Genomic DNA, 16,372 nt, shown 5'->3' with positions numbered 1-16,372 from the left:
GTCAGCAATCCCGGGGAGTGAAATCAGCCTTCTATTTTTGAAAAATCTGCGACGCTGTGGACTGCGTCGCGGAAACGGGTGAGCAGGCCAATCCGAAATGCCCGTTTTTCCGGGTCTGGATCGTTGACCATAACGCCTTCAAAAAAGGCATCAATCGGCGCGCGCAAACTGGCCAGCGAGGCCATTGCGCCTTCGAAATCTTCCGCCGCAATCGCGGCAGCAGCGGCGGGTTCCGCGGCGTTGAGGGCGGAGAGAAGTGATTGTTCCTGCTCCAATAAATCCTCCCCGACCGCGGGGAGGGGGACCGCGCTTGCGCGGTGGAGGGGCACGTCAGGATCGGCCCCGCCTTCGCTGGAATAAGACTCTGCACGTGCCCCTCCACCATGCTGCGCATGGTCCCCCTCCCCTGATGGGGAGGATTTGAGGATATTAGCCGCACGCTTATATCCGGCGAGCAAATTCGTGCCCTCGTCGGTTGCCACAAAAGCCTGCAATGCCTTCACGCGGGCGACCATGCGGACATTATCTCCGCCTTTTTCAGCGCCGATTATAGCGTCGACCATATCATGCCGAACACCCGCATCACGCTGCTGGACTTTAAGACGGTCAATCAAGAATGAAGCAATTTCGTGCCCTTTCCTGGGTGATTTTCCAGAATGAGCCGATGCTGCAATTAAATCAAACATGGAGGCCCGCAGACCATTTTCCAATATCAGACTCAGAATCCCAATCGCCGCACGACGCAAAGCGAATGGATCTTTTGAGCCTGTTGGTTTTTCATCGATTTGGAAAAACCCAACCAGCGTATCCAACTTATCCGCCAAACTCACCGCCACCGTCACGGGCGCGGTGGGCACGTCATCGCCCTGCCCAACCGGTTTATAGTGATCACGGATCGCGTCCGATACCTCCACCGGCAGCCCTTCTTTCGCGGCGTAATATCCGCCCATCAGGCCCTGTAGCTCAGGAAATTCGCCGACCATTTCAGTGACCAGATCGGCCTTGCACAGCCGCGCGGCTTGTTCGGCGAGGTCCGCCAAATGCGCAACGTCATCCCCCTCTCGCTTGCGGGAGGGGTTAGGGGTGGGGCGAGCCGCAGGCGAGCTTGTCGTTTCAGGTTCAGACATATGCCCACCCCCGGCCCCTCCCGCAGGCGGGAGGGGAGTGACAATCCCCTCTTCACACAGCCACCGGGCGAGCTTTGCCACGCGCTCCACCTTGTCGGCGACGGTGCCCAGTTTTTCGTGGAAAGTAATCCGCTCCAGCTTTGCGGCATGACCCGCCAGCGAGGTTTTCTGATCCAGCTCCCAAAAGAATTTGGCATCGGACAAACGCGCAGCCAGCACTTTTTCATTGCCCGCCACAATCGCCGCGCCGCCGTCATGAGCGTCAATATTCGCGGTGCAGATGAAGGCGTTGGCAAGCTCCCTCTCCCCTTCAGGGGGGAGGGTTGGGGTGGGCATATCAGAGATTGCGCCGGATTCTGGCCCACCCCCAGCCCCTCCCGCAGGCGGGAGGGGAGACTCACACACAAAATATTTCTGGTTCACCCGCGCCGTCAGCTGGATCACTTCGGGCGGCACATCGAGAAACGCTTCGTCGAACCGGCCTAGCAGCGGCACCGGCCATTCGGTCAGGCCCGCATTTTCAATAACCAGCCCTTCATCGGCGATCAGCGTCAGGCCCGCTGCCTCGGCCGCCGTTTGTGCGCCGCTTCGGATCAACTCCTGCCGCTCTTCATGGTCCACAATGACATGGGCCGCGCGCAATTTTGCGGCATAGTCATCGGCGCCGCCAATGGTAATTACGCCGCTATGGTGAAAACGGTGGCCCACGGTTTCACGGCCAGCCGCAATCCCGCCTATTTCAAACGGCACGACATCGCCGCCCAATAGCGCGATGATGCCCGATAAAGGCCGCACCCAGCGCAAGCTTTCGGTTGAAATGCTGTCTGCGCCCCACCGCTGCGACTTGGGCCAGGGGAAACTGCGGATGATCGCCGGTATCGCCTCGGCCAGCACATCGGATGACGCGCGGCCCGGTTTGTTAATGACCGCAAAATACGTCATCCGCCCCTTTACATCGCGCAGTTCCAATGCGTCACGGCCCACGCCATTTTTGCGGCAGAAACCGTCAATCGCGGCGTCCGGTGCACCTTCGGGCGGGCCTTTGGCTTCTTCGCTCACCGCCTCTGTTTGATCCGGCAAGCCGCGTGCGATCAGCGCCAAACGGCGCGGCGTGGAATAGACGGTGATGCCGTCCGCTTTTAATCCAGCGGCGGACAGATGCTGTATAAATAGCTTCTCCAAATCCGCCCGGGCACCAGCTTGCATCCGTGCGGGAACTTCTTCGCTGCGCAGTTCGAGGAGGAAATCACTCATGCCGCGTCTCCGCCTGCCCAGCCATTTTTCTCCATCCACGCGGCGCAGCTGCCCTTGGCCAAATCGCGCACGCGGCCCATATAAGCGGCGCGTTCCTGAACGCTGATCACGCCGCGCGCCTGCAACAGGTTGAAAATATGGCTCGCCTTGATCGCTTGTTCATAGGCGGGAATAGGAAGTTTTTCGTCGAGGCAATTTTCGCATTCCGCCGTCGCCATTTTGAACGCTTCAAACAAGCGGTCGGTATCGGCCTTTTCAAAATTCCAGGTGCTTTGCTGCACTTCATTTTCGTGGAACACATCGCCATAGGATACGCCCCGCCCATTGAAATCGAGGTCATAGACGCTGTCCACACCTTGAATATACATGGCCAGCCGTTCGAGGCCGTAAGTCAGCTCTCCCGCCACCGGCTTACAATCAAACCCGCCCATTTGCTGAAAATAGGTGAATTGTGTCACCTCCATGCCGTCGCACCACACTTCCCAGCCCAGCCCCCATGCGCCGAGCGTTGGGCTTTCCCAGTCATCTTCGACAAAACGGATGTCATGCAGCATCGGATCAATGCCGATCGCGGTCAGGCTATTGAGATAGAGCTGCTGTATGTCGCCGGGTGATGGCTTTAATATCACCTGATATTGATAATAATGCTGCAACCGGTTCGGGTTTTCGCCATAGCGGCCATCGGTAGGCCGGCGGCATGGCTGCACAAAGGCCGCATTCCAAGGATCAGGGCCGAGCGCGCGCAATGTGGTCGCGGTGTGAAATGTCCCTGCGCCCATCTCCATATCATAAGGCTGCAATATCACGCAGCCCTGATCCGCCCAGTATCGGTGGAGCGTCAGGATGATGTCCTGAAAGCTCATGCTGTTTTTTGGCGAAACTGATTCGCGTTGTTGATCCTGTTGCGCGTTCATAGGGCATGCCATTGGCTTATTGCAGGTGCGAAATCAAGCGCCTTTGGACCGGCATCTGACCAAAGCCCCCCGATGCAAAAGCCCGAATTTCTGGCATTTTGTCAGCTTAGCAAAACTTTTTGTAAGGGGTTGTTGACATAGTCAGCGAATCAGTACATAAAGTAAGGGTAGCATGACACAACGTCAGCCACACCTAACCAAACCACCCTCTCCCAAGGGACTTAAAAAAGGAAATTATGATGTTTAAGAAAGTCACTCTCTCCCTCGCCGCTACCTTCGCCATTTTGGCACCTGTTGCCGCTCATGCACAAAGCGAAGAAACCATTAGCGTCCGCGTCAATATTGACGATCTCAACCTGAACTCTGCCAAAGACCAAGCCCGTTTGAACAGCCGCATCAACAGCGCAGCTCAGCAAATTTGCGGTACGTCCAATGGCCGCTCATTAGGTGACCGCCAAGCGGAAATTCGGTGCCGGAGTGAGGTGAAAAGCGCCGTCCAATCGCAGGTGGATTTCGCCATCGCGGGATCGGCCTCTCGCCAAGCCATTAATACCCGCAATAACGCGTCTCCAAAGGCGTGATAGTAAACATCGGCAGGGCCGCATCCTGACCCGCGGCCCTGCCCTTTACCAAAAATAGGGGAGCCATTATGAAAGACCAATTCCGCTACCGGCTTTTTTACCGGCTGATCGACTTCTGCTTCGTGCTGAATATCTTATGGATATTGGAAATGATCGGCGAAGCCATTTCAGGCAGTGAGTTGGATTACGGCCTTTTTGATCCCATCGCTTTGGCCTTGGCAGTTTCGTCCTTAATCATCCCTGGCTTTTTGGTATTCGCCCGCTTCATGCATGATGAATATATAACCTTGCTGTGGCAGAAGACATCGCAAACGGTCGTGCGAGCGCTCATCATCCTACCGCTGCCGATGTTGGTCGTATACGGCGCGGCAATGGGCATTACAGGAGGTGAACTGGTAGAACTGGAAAGCGGCACGACTGCGAAAGAGGCCAGCCATCGTGGCTTGGTCACCGGCATCGTGTGGATTTGGGCTATCACTCCGATGTTTGTGACATTCGCTTTTCAATGGCACCGCTGGCGGGGCGTCTAATGAAAAATAAACTTAAAGTGTTGCGGGCGATGCGCGATTGGAGTCAGGCGCAGCTGGGTGAGGAGCTAGATGTTTCTCGCCAAGCGGTGAATGCCATTGAAACGGGCAAATATGATCCGTCGCTGCCGCTCGCATTCAAAATTGCCCGGCTGTTCGATATGCCGATTGAAGAAATTTTCGACGATGAATTTGAAGGAGACGCATGATGGATAAAGCACAGCTTTTGGATTCTGCGCTGACGAAGGGCGCAGTCTTTTTGCTACTAGGGCTTACGGGTCTGTTTAGCGCCGGCATCCTTGTCGGCATGGCGACCGCGCATTTTGAAGATGGCGGCGGAACCCCATCGGTAGAATTTATCGCGATTGCTATTCTTTTCGCTGCGATAGTCGTGGCTTCTATTTGGGGAATATATAAATTGGCGCGGAAGGTGGCGCTACATTCTGAAGCCCCGACCAAGAAAGAAAAGCTTAACCGTAATATTATGATATTTTGCGTGTTGTTGGGCGCGGCGACAAGTTTCGGCGGCATATGGGTTACAGACGGACAAACATTTGATGTATTTAGTGATGGCGCGGTACCGCGTAACGCCGCGATTATTTTTGCCCTGCTCTGGGGCCTCGTCGTCCCGGCGATCGCAGTATATTGGCATAGGCGCGCGGTTGATGAACAAGAAGCCTTCGCCTACCGCGAAGGCGCATTTTACGCCATATATTTTTACTCCATCATCTGGCCAATTTGGTGGGTGCTATGGCGCGGCGGGATGGTACGTGAACCCAGCGACGTAATGATCTATAGCATGACCTTAACGATATGGCTGGTGATATGGCTATGGAAAAAATATAGCTAAAACAGCCTGCTCATCCCATCCCTCTCCAAAGGAAATATCCATGAAAATCCACATTCCCAAATATGCTCTGTCAGCCGCGACATTATTGCTATGCGCAGTCGCCTTTGGCGCAGCGCCGCCTGTGATAGCGCAAGAAAAGGATATATTAGTGCCGGAGGCAGAGGCGGCCGATGAAGCGGCGGACCCCCTAGCGCCAGTAGAAAATGCGAAAATTGAAACCGTCGATGCCGATCCTGCACTGTGGCTGATCAAGGATGAAGACACCAATATTTATCTGTTTGGAACCGTCCATATTTTGAAGCCGGGATTGGGCTGGTTTGATGAGGCCGTAAAAACCGCCTTTGACGCATCCGATACGCTGGTCATGGAGCTGCCCGCTGGTGCAGATGCGGAGGCTGCGCAATTATTCGGCAAATATGGCATTGACCAAAGCGGAAAAAGTCTGCGCGACAAATTATCGGCCGAAGACAGAGCTGTGTATGAAGCCGCGATGAAAAAACTGGGCTTGCCCGAAGCCAGCTTTGATCCACTGGACCCATGGGCGGCGGGGGTGACGATGCAGATCATGGCGCTGACAAAGGCGGGCTATCAACCCGGTAGCGGCGCGGAAACCATATTGCAGTCCAGCGCATTGGTAGCAAAAAAACCGATTAAGGGTTTGGAAACTGCCGAATATCAGCTTGGTCTGTTTGATAGTTTACCCGAAGAAACACAGATCGAGTTTCTGATCGAAGCAGCCCGCGACCTGGATGCGACCACCGCATCGCTCGATGATTTAGTCAAATCCTGGGCGGCAGGCGATCCAGAGAAGCTTGCTGAATTAATGAATGCGGGCTTTAGCGATCCTGTTCTGTTTGAAAAATTATTGACGCAGCGCAATGCCAATTGGGCGCGGTGGATTTCGGACCGGATGGAAAAACCGGGCACCATTTTTATCGCCGTGGGCGCGGGGCATTTGTCCGGCCCTACCAGCGTGCCGCATTTAATCACAGCCTATGGGTTAAAAGCAGAGCGGATTGTTTATTAAACCCGTGATGCGCTACTTTTGGCTAATATCATTATTGCTCCTCGCCGCCTGTTCGCGGCAGGATGATCCGCCCCCGGTCACCGCGCCAGCGGATGGCAAGCCCGCTTTATGGAAAGTGACGTCGAATAAACCGGGGGCCGGGTCAGCCTATATTTTCGGTACAGTTCATGCCCTGCCTGCGGGTACCGATTGGCAGGGACCAGCGCTGGACCGGGCCATTGACGATTCGCTGAGCCTTGTGACCGAGGTTACTGGACTGGATGATAAACAGACGTCAGCGGCTATATTTGCGCATATGGGCATAACACGCGGCCTACCCCCGCTGGATAAGCGCGTTTCGGCCGATTTGGCCGATGAGCTGGACAAAGCGGCGGGGAAAATTGCGGCTCCGGCCCATGCGATGAACGCGATGGAGACATGGGCAGCGGCGCTCACCATTGCATCATCGATGAGCAGCGGATTGGGGCTCAACAGCGCGTCTGGCGTGGAGGCGATATTGCAAATGCGGTTTAAGGCAATGGACCGGCCCCATAGCGGATTGGAAACCATAACGCAGCAATTTGGCTATTTCGACACATTGCCGGAATCCGAACAGCGGCTGATGCTGTCGGCGATATTGCGCGACTATGATGACGCACGGGCGGATATGCAGCTATTGTTAGACCGCTGGATGCGCGGCGATGTCGATGCGCTGTTGGAAGGCACCGAAACCGGCATTATGGCGTCACCGCGGCTGCGTGCTGTTCTGCTGGACAATCGCAACCGCAATTGGGCCGAACAGGCGGCGACGATGATCGATGCGGGGCGGCGGCCTTTCATCGCGGTCGGTGCGGCGCATGTTGCGGGGCAAGGGGGGTTGCCGGCGCTATTATCTGCCAAAGGCTACCGCGTCGAAAGAATCCAATAATATTGGCTGACGGCGCTTGCATTTACCGGCCACCGCGCATATAGGCGCGCGCTTGCACATGATGGTCATCCCTGGAGGCGTCATGGCAAAGATAAATTTTATTGGAGATATATTATGAGCGATCAGCTGACATTGTCGGCCGAACTGCGCGAACGGGCTGGCAAGGGAGCCTCCCGTGCATTGCGCCGTGCGGGCCGCGTTCCTGCCGTTATTTACGGCAATAAAAAAGACCCCGTTGCCATTCATGTGGAAGCGAAAGAACTCGTCAAATTATTGATGACCGGTTCCTTCACCAACAGCACGGTCGAATTGACCGTGGGCAAAGAAACACAGACCGTCCTGCCAAAGGATGTCGCGTTTCACCCCGTCACTGATCGTCCGGTCCATGTCGACTTTTTCCGCCTTGCAAAGGGCGCGAAGGTTGACGTTGCGATCCCCGTGCACTTCATCAACGAAGAAAAATCGCCTGGCCTGAAACGCGGCGGCGTGTTGAACATTGTTCGTCACGAGCTGGAGCTGATTTGCGATGCGACCGTTATACCGGACCATATTGAAATTGATGTAACCGGTCTGGATGTTGGCGATTCGATCCACATTTCCGCGGTCACGTTGCCAGCGGGCAGCGAAAGCGCAATCACCGATCGCGACTTTACCATCGCCACGATTGTTGCGCCATCGTCGCTGAAATCTGACGAAGGCGATACCAGCAAGGATGAAGCCGAAGAACAAGCAGCTGAAGCCAGCGGAGACGACGCCGAAGATAAAGACGGCGAATAAACCGTTTAACGGTTACGAAAAAAGGGCTGGACGCAAATTTGCGCTCCGGCCTTTTCTTTGCCCGCCAAGCAGGGTAACCGGATGCAATGCAGATATGGGTAGGCCTTGGAAATCCCGGACCGCGCTATGCGCTTAACCGGCATAATGTCGGATTTATGGTGGTGGACGCCATGGCCGAGATTGAGGGATGTGCCCCGCCGCAAAAAAAGCACAAGGGCTGGATTCAGGAAGCCCGCATAGGCGGGGAGAAAATCATCCTGTTAAAGCCCGCAACTTTCATGAATGAAAGCGGGCAGTCGGTCCGCGCGGCGATGGATTTTTACAAATGCACGCCGGATGATGTGACCCTGTTCTATGACGAGCTTGACTTAGACCCCTTCAAAATAAAGGTGAAGCAGGGCGGCGGCGCAGCCGGACATAACGGCATCCGCAGCACCATCCAGCATATCGGCCCCGATTTCCGCCGTGTGCGTATCGGTATTGGCCATCCTGGGCATAAAGACCGCGTGACCGGGCATGTGCTCGGCGATTACCACAAAAGCGAATTTGAACCGCTGACCGACATGCTGGGCGCCATCGCCGCCGAAGCGCACTGGCTGGCGAAGGGCGATGATGTGCGCTTCATGAATGACTACGCGATGCGGATGGCCGAATAGTAAAACATAGCTGTCTATAAATGGATCAAATGACTACAATAACTAGCATTTTCGTGCTTGTATAATGCGAGATTGCACGCTTTAGTAACGACCTGGTTTTTTGAGAAATGAGATAAATGATAAAATTCTTAAGCACTGCTCCAACAAAAATGTTGGCGTTCCTGTTTGTTGTCTTTTCAGGCGGCTTGCTAATTCTGCTCCAGTTGTCAGGAATAGGCAAAGACATTGGCCTATGGATATGGGCTGCCCTAAGCTTGATTGGAATTAGCCTGATCATAGCGCCAAAATTGAAAAGTCTTACCGGTAACACTAAATCTGTTGTGATCATTCTTTTGCTTTTACCTGTTATGGCATTGGCTTCATGGCTTTACATGGTCTATGTGTTTATTCCGCAAGGCGAAGCTGAAATGAAAGCCCAGTTAGAGGCCGCACAAAAAAATCAGTAATCCTCTACAAAACAGCCCCTATTTAAGCAGAGTGGATAGACAGTCTAGACGCCCTCGCCTAAGGACAACCGCAATTTCATTTCCCAAGAGGAATTTATGGGTTTCAAATGCGGTATCGTTGGCCTGCCCAACGTCGGAAAATCAACTTTATTCAACGCGCTGACCGAAACGCAAGCGGCGCAGGCGGCGAATTATCCGTTCTGCACGATTGAACCCAACGAAGGGATCGTTGCGGTCCCCGACACGCGGCTCGACAAGCTAGCCGGAATTGCGGGCAGCGCGAAGATTATCGCAACGCAGCTGACTTTCGTGGATATCGCGGGGCTGGTGCGCGGCGCGTCCAAGGGTGAGGGACTGGGTAATCAGTTCCTGGGCAACATCCGCGAGGTGGACGCGATCGTCCATGTGCTGCGCTGTTTCGAAAATGCCGATGTCGGCGACGAGATTCAGCATGTCGACGATCGTATTGATCCGGTGTCTGATGCAGAAACGGTGGAAACCGAATTGATGCTCGCCGATCTGGAGAGCCTTGAAAAGCGGGTTCCTGCCCTGCAGAAACGCGCGAATAATGACAAGGAATTGAAAGCGCAGGCCGAGTTTTTGGGCCGCGTGCTTGAATTGCTGCGCGAAGGAAAGCCAGCACGCACGCTGGAGCTGGACACGCCCGACGAACGACGGATGATGACGCAGGCGCAGCTTTTGACCAGCAAGCCGGTTCTATATGTCTGCAATGTTGGTGAAGGACAGGCGAAGGACGGCAACGCCCACAGTGCGGCTGTGTTCAAAATGGCCGAGGAACAAGGGGCCAATGCCGTCGTCGTTTCCGCAAAGATTGAGAGCGAACTTGTCGGAATGGACATGGACGAACGGATGGAGTTTTTAAGCGAGCTTGGCCTTGAAGAAACCGGTCTCGCTCGCGTCATCCGCGCTGGTTACGACCTCTTGCACCTTATCACATTCTTCACCGTTGGACCAAAAGAAGCCCGCGCATGGACGGTTGAAACCGGCAGCAAAGCGCCGAAAGCCGCTGGCGAAATCCACACCGATTTTGAACGCGGCTTTATCCGCGCCGAAACCATCGCCTATGACGATTACGTCACGCTGGGCGGTGAAGCCAAGGCGCGCGATGCCGGCAAGCTACGGCAAGAGGGCAAGGAATATGTGGTAAAGGACGGCGACGTCCTGCATTTCAAATTTAACGTGTAGCTGCTATATACGGGATATGGTTCGTTCATTCCTCATCGCGCTATTTTGCTTGGCCCTTGCTTTTCCCGCTGCGTCAATGCCGTTATCGCCGGTTTTAAATGTTGCAGCATCCTGCCATGAGTCAGGCGAGAAAGCCAAGGCGGATCAAGAACACAAAGGGCCGATGAGGGAAAAAATCGCGGCGCATCGCGGATGTATCGGATGCATCGCTTATGTCCCTAAAATTGCCGCCATGGATCGCATGACAACAATAGATGCAATCATCCCAATCACTGCATTACAAGAAATGGCGGGCAGCATTGCCTCCCCGGCGACCCCCCCACCGCGAACATGAACCAGAGAATGAAACGATAATTTCAATTCTTTGAGTCAGGCTAATTTGATGAGAACACTTTTATTTTTTGCGGGCGCTGCTGCGCTCGCTGTTACTGCTGCGCCGGCAATTGCGCAGGACCATACGGGGCTTCATGGCCATGATATGGACGATATGAAACAGGACGGTCCGGCTGATGCCGAAAAACCGGTCGATCATTCGAAAATGGATCATTCAAAGATGCAGCATGATATGTCGTCAATGGGTGATACGGCACGGGCAAATGCAACAGGCTCCGGCACGGCGCTACTGCCCGGCAATGAAGGCGGTCATCATGGGTTGCATCTCGCGACGGGTGATTGGATGGTGATGCTGCACGGCTTTGCGAACGGCGTGTATACCAAGCAAACCGGCCCGCGCGGCGATGACAAGGCCTATGTGCAATCCATGCTTATGCTGTCTGCGGAGCATGATACCGACTGGGGCAAAGTCCAATTCCGCACTATGAACAGCCTGGAACCTTTAATGTCCAATCGCGGCTATCCTAGTCTGTTCGCCACCGGCGAAACGGCGGGCGGCGCGCCGCTGGTCGACCGGCAGCATCCGCATGATTTCTTCATGGAGCTATCGGCGCGGGTGGATGTGAATATTGGCGATGCCGCAAGCCTCTTCGTCTATGGCGGCCCGGTGGGCGAACCTGCGCTTGGGCCATCTGTCTTTATGCACCGGAGCAGCGCCAAGCTGAATCCCGAAGCGCCGATCACGCATCATTGGTTTGACAGCACGCATATCACCTACGGCGTGGTGACCGCTGGCGTAACCACGGATACATTCCAGCTGGAAGCGTCCGCCTTTCGCGGGCGTGAACCTGATGAGGAACGCTGGGGCATCGAAAAGCCAAAGCTGGATTCGTGGAGCGTAAGGGCTACCTATAACCCATCGCCGGCATGGGCGATGCAGGTCAGCACCGGCCGCCTGAAAAGCCCCGAAGTTTCGCATCCCGATGAGGATGAGCAGCGGACGACCGCATCGGTGCATTATGCAAATACGGGCGGTTTTTCGGCGATGGCGGCCTATAGCAAAAAGAACATCATCGGCGGCGATGACAGCACCGCATTGGTGGCCGAGATGAATTGGGATATCACCGATCATCACACTGTCTTTGGCCGATTTGAAAATGTGCTAAACCGTGAATTATTTCCCGATGAGGCAGACCCGCGCCACGAGGATTCTTTTCGCGTGAGCAAATTTCAAGCGGGCTATGCTTACCGGCTGCCGCTGACCGGGCCTTTGAATCTGGCGTTAGGCGGCACGGTGTCTGCCTTTGCCAAGCCTTCCGCGCTGAACAGCGTCTATGGCAATAGACCGATGGGATACACGCTATTTACGCGGTTATCGATCGGCCATTAACCCAATTTAATCTCCCTTGCGCCCCCGCGATTATTGCGCAATTGAAGCGCAAGGGAGATTGTCATGCTATATTGGGAAGATATTGAAATCGGCAAGGTCAGCCGCTTTGGCAGCTATCCGGTCACGCGCGAGGAAGTGATCGATTTTGCCAGCAAATATGATCCGCAGCCTTTTCACCTTGATGACACCGCCGCCGCCGCCACGCATTTTGGGCGGCTGTCCGCCAGCGGATGGCACACCGCCGCGATGGCGATGCGGATGATGGTCGATAATATGAAAGAGAATGCGCAAGCTGGGCTTGGCTCCCCGGGACTAGATCGGCTGCAATGGAAAAAGCCCGTCTATCCCGGTGACACGCTGCGCTGTGAGAGCGAAGTGTTGTCTAAACGGCGGAGCAAGAACCGGCCCGAAATGGGCATCTTCAAAGGCGTAACGCGCGTCTATAATCAGCATGACGAGCTGGTTATGGAAATGGAAAGCAACGGCTTGATTCAGGTGCGTGATCCACAAGTCAGCGCATGAGATATCTAAGTCTATTTTTGGCGGCAACATTATGGGCAGCTTATCCTGCATTCGCCAAAAATCCCATGGAATTGCCGCCTCCTGCGCCTTTGCCGATCGAGATTGCACCGCAACGAAATCTGCCACCTGTGCTTGATATCGAAGCGGATCGGGAAAATCCGGAACAGGGCCCTGCCCAAGTCGCCAGTGATGGTGAATTGTCCATCATGCAAATAATGGCGATGGATTGTCAGGGGCAGGAGCAGTCCATGTTTGATCGGCATGCAATGCTGATTGAAAAGGCACAAAGCCTGCGGGCTGCGACGCTTAATGACCGGATCGAGCTCTATCACGCGGCAAAGGGATGCAAGACAGAGGCAAACGGCCTCTGCTCGCTAGCTTTAACGATCCAGTTTTTTAGACCGGATGGCACGTTACACAGCGGTGATGGCGAGCCGCAAATATTCGATTTTAAGCCCACACCCGAATTTGCCATGTTTACCTTCAGTCACATTTTCTTTTTTGATGAAAACGATAATCCTGGGACCTATCGCATAGCCACAACGCTGGCCGATCTGAATGCGGACAAGACGGTTACGTCAAACAGCCTAATCGAAATAGGTAAGGGCGACCCCGCCAATAGCCCAGCGCGTTGCCCGGTTACGGCAACTGCAGCATGAGCAAAGGATATTGCACGCGGCGATAATCCATGTCAGAGGCCTGCCATTCATAAAATTGAGATGGAGAATTGAAATGTCGGGGCGTTTGAGTAAATTTGGTAGCGCTATCATTGGGCTTTTACTTGCTTCGTGTCAAAGCTACAGCGCGGAAAATTCGCAAATAGCCCAAGCCGCTCCGCCTCCCGCTGCTGAAGGGAATTATCTCGCGCAGCCGCTAATCTCCGAAATTTACACCGCCGATCCCAGCGCCCATGTTTGGAATGATGGACGGATTTATATTTATCCCAGCCATGATATTGAAACCGGCGTTGCAGAGGATGGCGCAGGCAATCATTTTGCCATGCGGGATTACCGCGTTCTGTCGATGTATAAAGTCGGCGGTAAAGTGACGCTGCATGACGTGGCGCTGGACATAAAGGATGTGCCATGGGCCGGGCGGCAAATGTGGGCACCCGATGCGGCGTATAAGGATGGCAGTTATTATCTTTATTCTCCGGTAAAGGACAAATCCGGCATTTTCCGCTTGGGCGTGGCGACGTCGAAAAGTCCGACAGGTCCATTCAAAGCGCAGCCGCAGCCGATGAAAGGCAGCTATTCCATTGATCCTGCCGTTTTCCGGGATGATGATGGTGCGCATTATATCTATTTTGGCGGCATATGGGGCGGCCAGCTGCAAAAATGGGCCACCGGCAGCTATGATCCCAATGGATCGGAAAGCGACCTAGGTCAGCCCGGTGCCCCGGCCATTGCTCCCAAAATAGCACGGCTGCGCGGCGATATGCTGGAATTTGATGAAGCGCCGCGCGACATATTGATCACCGATGAAGCCGGCAAGCCGCTGCTTGGCGGAGATTTGGATCGCCGCTTTTTCGAAGGTGCGTGGGTGTTTAAGCGGGATGGCCTCTATTATTTCACCTATTCCACCGGTGAGACACATTATCTTGTTTATGCCACGGGCACGTCCCCCTATGGCCCATTTACCTATCGCGGCACGATATTGGAGCCAGTGGAAGGTTGGACCACCCATCATTCCATCACCCAGCATGACGGCCAATGGTATCTTTTCTATCATGACACCCAATTGTCGGGAAAAACCCATTTACGGAATGTGAAAGTTGCCCCGCTCGAATTTGATGAAAATGGCCAAATTCGGACGTTGGACCCCGGCGGTAAATGACGCGGCACTGGGCACTTCGCGCAGGGGGCGGTTTTTATCTATTTCCCAAGATTAAAAATAGCGATAAAGCGCCCCTCTTTGGACGACTCGGTGCAGTGGTCCGCCGCAGGATCATGATATTTTGAGCCAACATACCGAAAAAGACCAAAAAACAATACCGCTTACCTTGGGTGCGCTTGGCATTGTATTTGGCGATATTGGAACCAGCCCGCTATATGCTTTCCGGGAAAGTTTTTTGGGTCATGCGCATTTGGAAGTAAGTCCGTTCCATGTGTTCGGCGTTTTGTCGATGATCACCTGGTCGCTGATCCTCGTTATCTCCATAAAATATATTATGGTTGTTATGCGCGCCGACAATGGCGGCGAAGGCGGGATCATTGCGCTCGTATCGCTGCTGAAAAAGAAGAGCGACGATAATAGCAATTTCAAAAAATGGCTGATTATCGCGGGGCTATTCGGCTCTGCACTGCTATATGGTGATGGCGCAATCACGCCTGCTATCACAGTATTGGGCGCGATTGAGGGTCTGGAACTGGTCAGCAACCGGTTTGAACCCTTTATCATCCCGATTACTATCGGCATCATCATTGGGCTATTTTCTATACAGCGTTTTGGCACCGGTAAAATCGGTAAAGTATTTGGGCCATTACTGCTCATTTGGTTCTCCACGTTGGCGCTACTGGGGATACGCGGCATTTTCTTGAATCCCGGCGTGTTGGTGGCGCTCAGTCCGCATTATGCCCTCGCCTTCCTGTTCAGCGAGCCGGGCACCGCTTTACTCGTTCTGGGCACGGTATTCCTGGTGGTGACAGGCGGTGAGACGCTTTATGCTGATATGGGACATTTCGGCGCCCCTGCCATCCGCCGGGCGTGGTTCTTCCTCGTCTTGCCCGCGCTGCTGCTTAACTATTTTGGCCAAGGCGGATTGGTGCTGTCCAACGCTGCCGAGGTCGCCAATCCCTTTTACCACCTCGCCCCCGAATGGGCGCTGATCCCGCTAATCGTGTTGGCTACATTGGCCGCAAGTGTGGCGTCGCAAGCCGTGATTTCTGGGGTATTCTCGCTAACGCGGCAGGCCATGCAGCTCGGCCAATTGCCAAGGATGCAGGTTGTGCAAACGGATGGGCAAGCCTTTGGCCAGATTTACATCCCGCTGGTAAACTGGATGCTGTTGGTTGCGACGGTGCTGTTAGTGTTGATGTTCCGGTCATCGGGCAATTTGGCTGCGGCCTATGGTATCGCCATCGCGCTGGATATGGTGATCACCACGGTGATCGTGCTCGTGGTGCTGTATGGTTGGGGCTGGCGGCGGCCATTGCTGGCTCTCTTGGCGCTGATTTTCCTGCCGCTCGATATTATCTATCTGGGCGCGAACCTCGTCAAATTCTTCGACGGCGGCTGGTTCCCGGTCATTGTGGCGCTGTCGATATTTGCTTTGATGAGCATCTGGGCAAGCGGGCGGCTGCGGCTGCGCAGCGCAACGCAGGCAGATTTGATGCCGGCACAAACATTTGTGGATCGTTTACCGAAAAGCTCGATCCTGCGCACACCGGGCACGGCCATATTCCTAACTTCGTTGAGCGACGGCGTTCCGACCGCCCTGCTCCATCATTTGAAACATAATAAGGCGCTGCACGAAAATGTAGTGCTGCTCCATGTCGAAGTGTTACCGACCGGCCGGATCAAGCAGGATCAGAAAATATCTGTGGAAAAACTCGGCCCTAATTTCCACCGCGTGACATTCAATTATGGATTTAACGAACGCATCGACGTGCCCCGCCGGTTGCGTCAGTGTAAGCCCATGGGGCTGGATATCGATCCAGCGCAAGCCAGCTATTACCTCGGCCGTGAAACAATCACATTCAAATCAAAAGGCAGCTTAATCCGCAAAATCAGCAACAGCATTTTCGCGTTTCTGAACCGCAATGCCGGCCGGGCCACGATATTTTTCCGCATCCCGCCCAACCGAGTGGTCGAAATGGGCGCGCAGGTTGAAATCTAGCTGGTATTTACGTCGAA

The 16,372-nt window shown here is 54.4% G+C and carries 17 protein-coding genes; 15 read left to right on the top strand and 2 right to left on the bottom strand.

Translation table 11 applies throughout. The features are described 5' to 3' along the window. Positions 1–23 precede the first annotated feature (23 nt). Both glyS and ACFOWX_RS03065 read right to left on the bottom strand, forming a co-directional pair. The gene (gene glyS, locus ACFOWX_RS03070; protein WP_381421191.1) at positions 24–2,381 is read right to left on the bottom strand and encodes a glycine--tRNA ligase subunit beta; all 2,358 of its coding nucleotides are present in this window, start codon (positions 2,379–2,381) and stop codon (positions 24–26) included. Then, a complete protein-coding gene (locus tag ACFOWX_RS03065) occupies positions 2,378–3,295 on the bottom strand; it encodes a glycine--tRNA ligase subunit alpha (protein ID WP_381421189.1) in 918 nt (305 codons plus the stop codon). Before ACFOWX_RS03065 ends, glyS begins: the two co-directional genes overlap by 4 nt. Before the next feature lie 236 nt (positions 3,296–3,531). Here ACFOWX_RS03065 and ACFOWX_RS03060 point away from each other — a divergent pair, with 236 nt between their 5' ends. The 15 genes from ACFOWX_RS03060 to ACFOWX_RS02990 all read left to right on the top strand — a co-directional run bounded on the left by ACFOWX_RS03060 (position 3,532) and on the right by ACFOWX_RS02990 (position 16,355). After that, a complete protein-coding gene (locus ACFOWX_RS03060) occupies positions 3,532–3,876 on the top strand; it encodes a UrcA family protein (protein ID WP_381421187.1) in 345 nt (114 codons plus the stop codon). Positions 3,877–3,944: 68 nt separating this feature from the next. Next, a complete protein-coding gene (locus ACFOWX_RS03055; protein ID WP_381421185.1) occupies positions 3,945–4,406 on the top strand; it encodes a hypothetical protein in 462 nt (153 codons plus the stop codon). Beyond that, positions 4,406–4,612, top strand: a complete 207-nt coding sequence (locus tag ACFOWX_RS03050; RefSeq protein ID WP_381421183.1) for a helix-turn-helix transcriptional regulator — start codon at positions 4,406–4,408, stop codon at positions 4,610–4,612. The genes ACFOWX_RS03055 and ACFOWX_RS03050 overlap by 1 nt, the downstream gene beginning before the upstream one ends. Further along, positions 4,609–5,253, top strand: coding sequence for a hypothetical protein (locus tag ACFOWX_RS03045; RefSeq protein ID WP_381421181.1), 645 nt, complete (start codon positions 4,609–4,611; stop codon positions 5,251–5,253). The genes ACFOWX_RS03050 and ACFOWX_RS03045 overlap by 4 nt, the downstream gene beginning before the upstream one ends. A 40-nt stretch (positions 5,254–5,293) precedes the next feature. Next, entirely contained in the window at positions 5,294–6,280 is a 987-nt protein-coding gene (locus ACFOWX_RS03040) for a TraB/GumN family protein (protein WP_381421179.1), read from the top strand. Further along, entirely contained in the window at positions 6,270–7,187 is a 918-nt protein-coding gene (locus ACFOWX_RS03035; protein WP_381421177.1) for a TraB/GumN family protein, read from the top strand. The genes ACFOWX_RS03040 and ACFOWX_RS03035 overlap by 11 nt, the downstream gene beginning before the upstream one ends. Before the next feature lie 114 nt (positions 7,188–7,301). Beyond that, entirely contained in the window at positions 7,302–7,964 is a 663-nt protein-coding gene (locus tag ACFOWX_RS03030; protein WP_381421175.1) for a 50S ribosomal protein L25/general stress protein Ctc, read from the top strand. 86 nt (positions 7,965–8,050) lie between these two features. Next, entirely contained in the window at positions 8,051–8,620 is a 570-nt protein-coding gene (gene pth / locus ACFOWX_RS03025; protein WP_381421173.1) for an aminoacyl-tRNA hydrolase, read from the top strand. Positions 8,621–8,736: 116 nt separating this feature from the next. Continuing rightward, positions 8,737–9,066 (top strand): hypothetical protein, encoded by a 330-nt coding sequence (locus ACFOWX_RS03020; RefSeq protein WP_381421170.1) that lies wholly within the window; start codon positions 8,737–8,739, stop codon positions 9,064–9,066. A 96-nt stretch (positions 9,067–9,162) separates the two neighbouring features. Further along, positions 9,163–10,272: a redox-regulated ATPase YchF gene (ychF, locus tag ACFOWX_RS03015; protein ID WP_381421168.1), complete on the top strand. Its 1,110-nt coding sequence runs from the start codon at positions 9,163–9,165 to the stop codon at positions 10,270–10,272. Positions 10,273–10,654: 382 nt separating this feature from the next. Further along, entirely contained in the window at positions 10,655–11,995 is a 1,341-nt protein-coding gene (locus ACFOWX_RS03010) for a hypothetical protein (RefSeq protein WP_381421166.1), read from the top strand. 63 nt (positions 11,996–12,058) lie between these two features. Beyond that, the gene (locus ACFOWX_RS03005; RefSeq protein ID WP_381421164.1) at positions 12,059–12,517 is read left to right on the top strand and encodes a MaoC family dehydratase; all 459 of its coding nucleotides are present in this window, start codon (positions 12,059–12,061) and stop codon (positions 12,515–12,517) included. Beyond that, positions 12,514–13,176 (top strand): hypothetical protein, encoded by a 663-nt coding sequence (locus ACFOWX_RS03000; protein ID WP_381421162.1) that lies wholly within the window; start codon positions 12,514–12,516, stop codon positions 13,174–13,176. Before ACFOWX_RS03005 ends, ACFOWX_RS03000 begins: the two co-directional genes overlap by 4 nt. A gap of 73 nt (positions 13,177–13,249) precedes the next feature. After that, positions 13,250–14,353, top strand: a complete 1,104-nt coding sequence (locus tag ACFOWX_RS02995; RefSeq protein ID WP_381421160.1) for a glycoside hydrolase family 43 protein — start codon at positions 13,250–13,252, stop codon at positions 14,351–14,353. Between the two features lie 121 nt (positions 14,354–14,474). Next, positions 14,475–16,355, top strand: a complete 1,881-nt coding sequence (locus ACFOWX_RS02990) for a potassium transporter Kup (protein ID WP_381421158.1) — start codon at positions 14,475–14,477, stop codon at positions 16,353–16,355. Positions 16,356–16,372 lie beyond the last annotated feature (17 nt).

It is taken from the genome of Sphingorhabdus arenilitoris (genome assembly GCF_042651485.1).
Lineage (GTDB): Bacteria > Pseudomonadota > Alphaproteobacteria > Sphingomonadales > Sphingomonadaceae > Sphingorhabdus_B > Sphingorhabdus_B arenilitoris.
The sequence above is the reverse complement of the archived record's forward strand: the minus strand, read 5'-3'. Positions and strand labels throughout refer to the sequence as shown.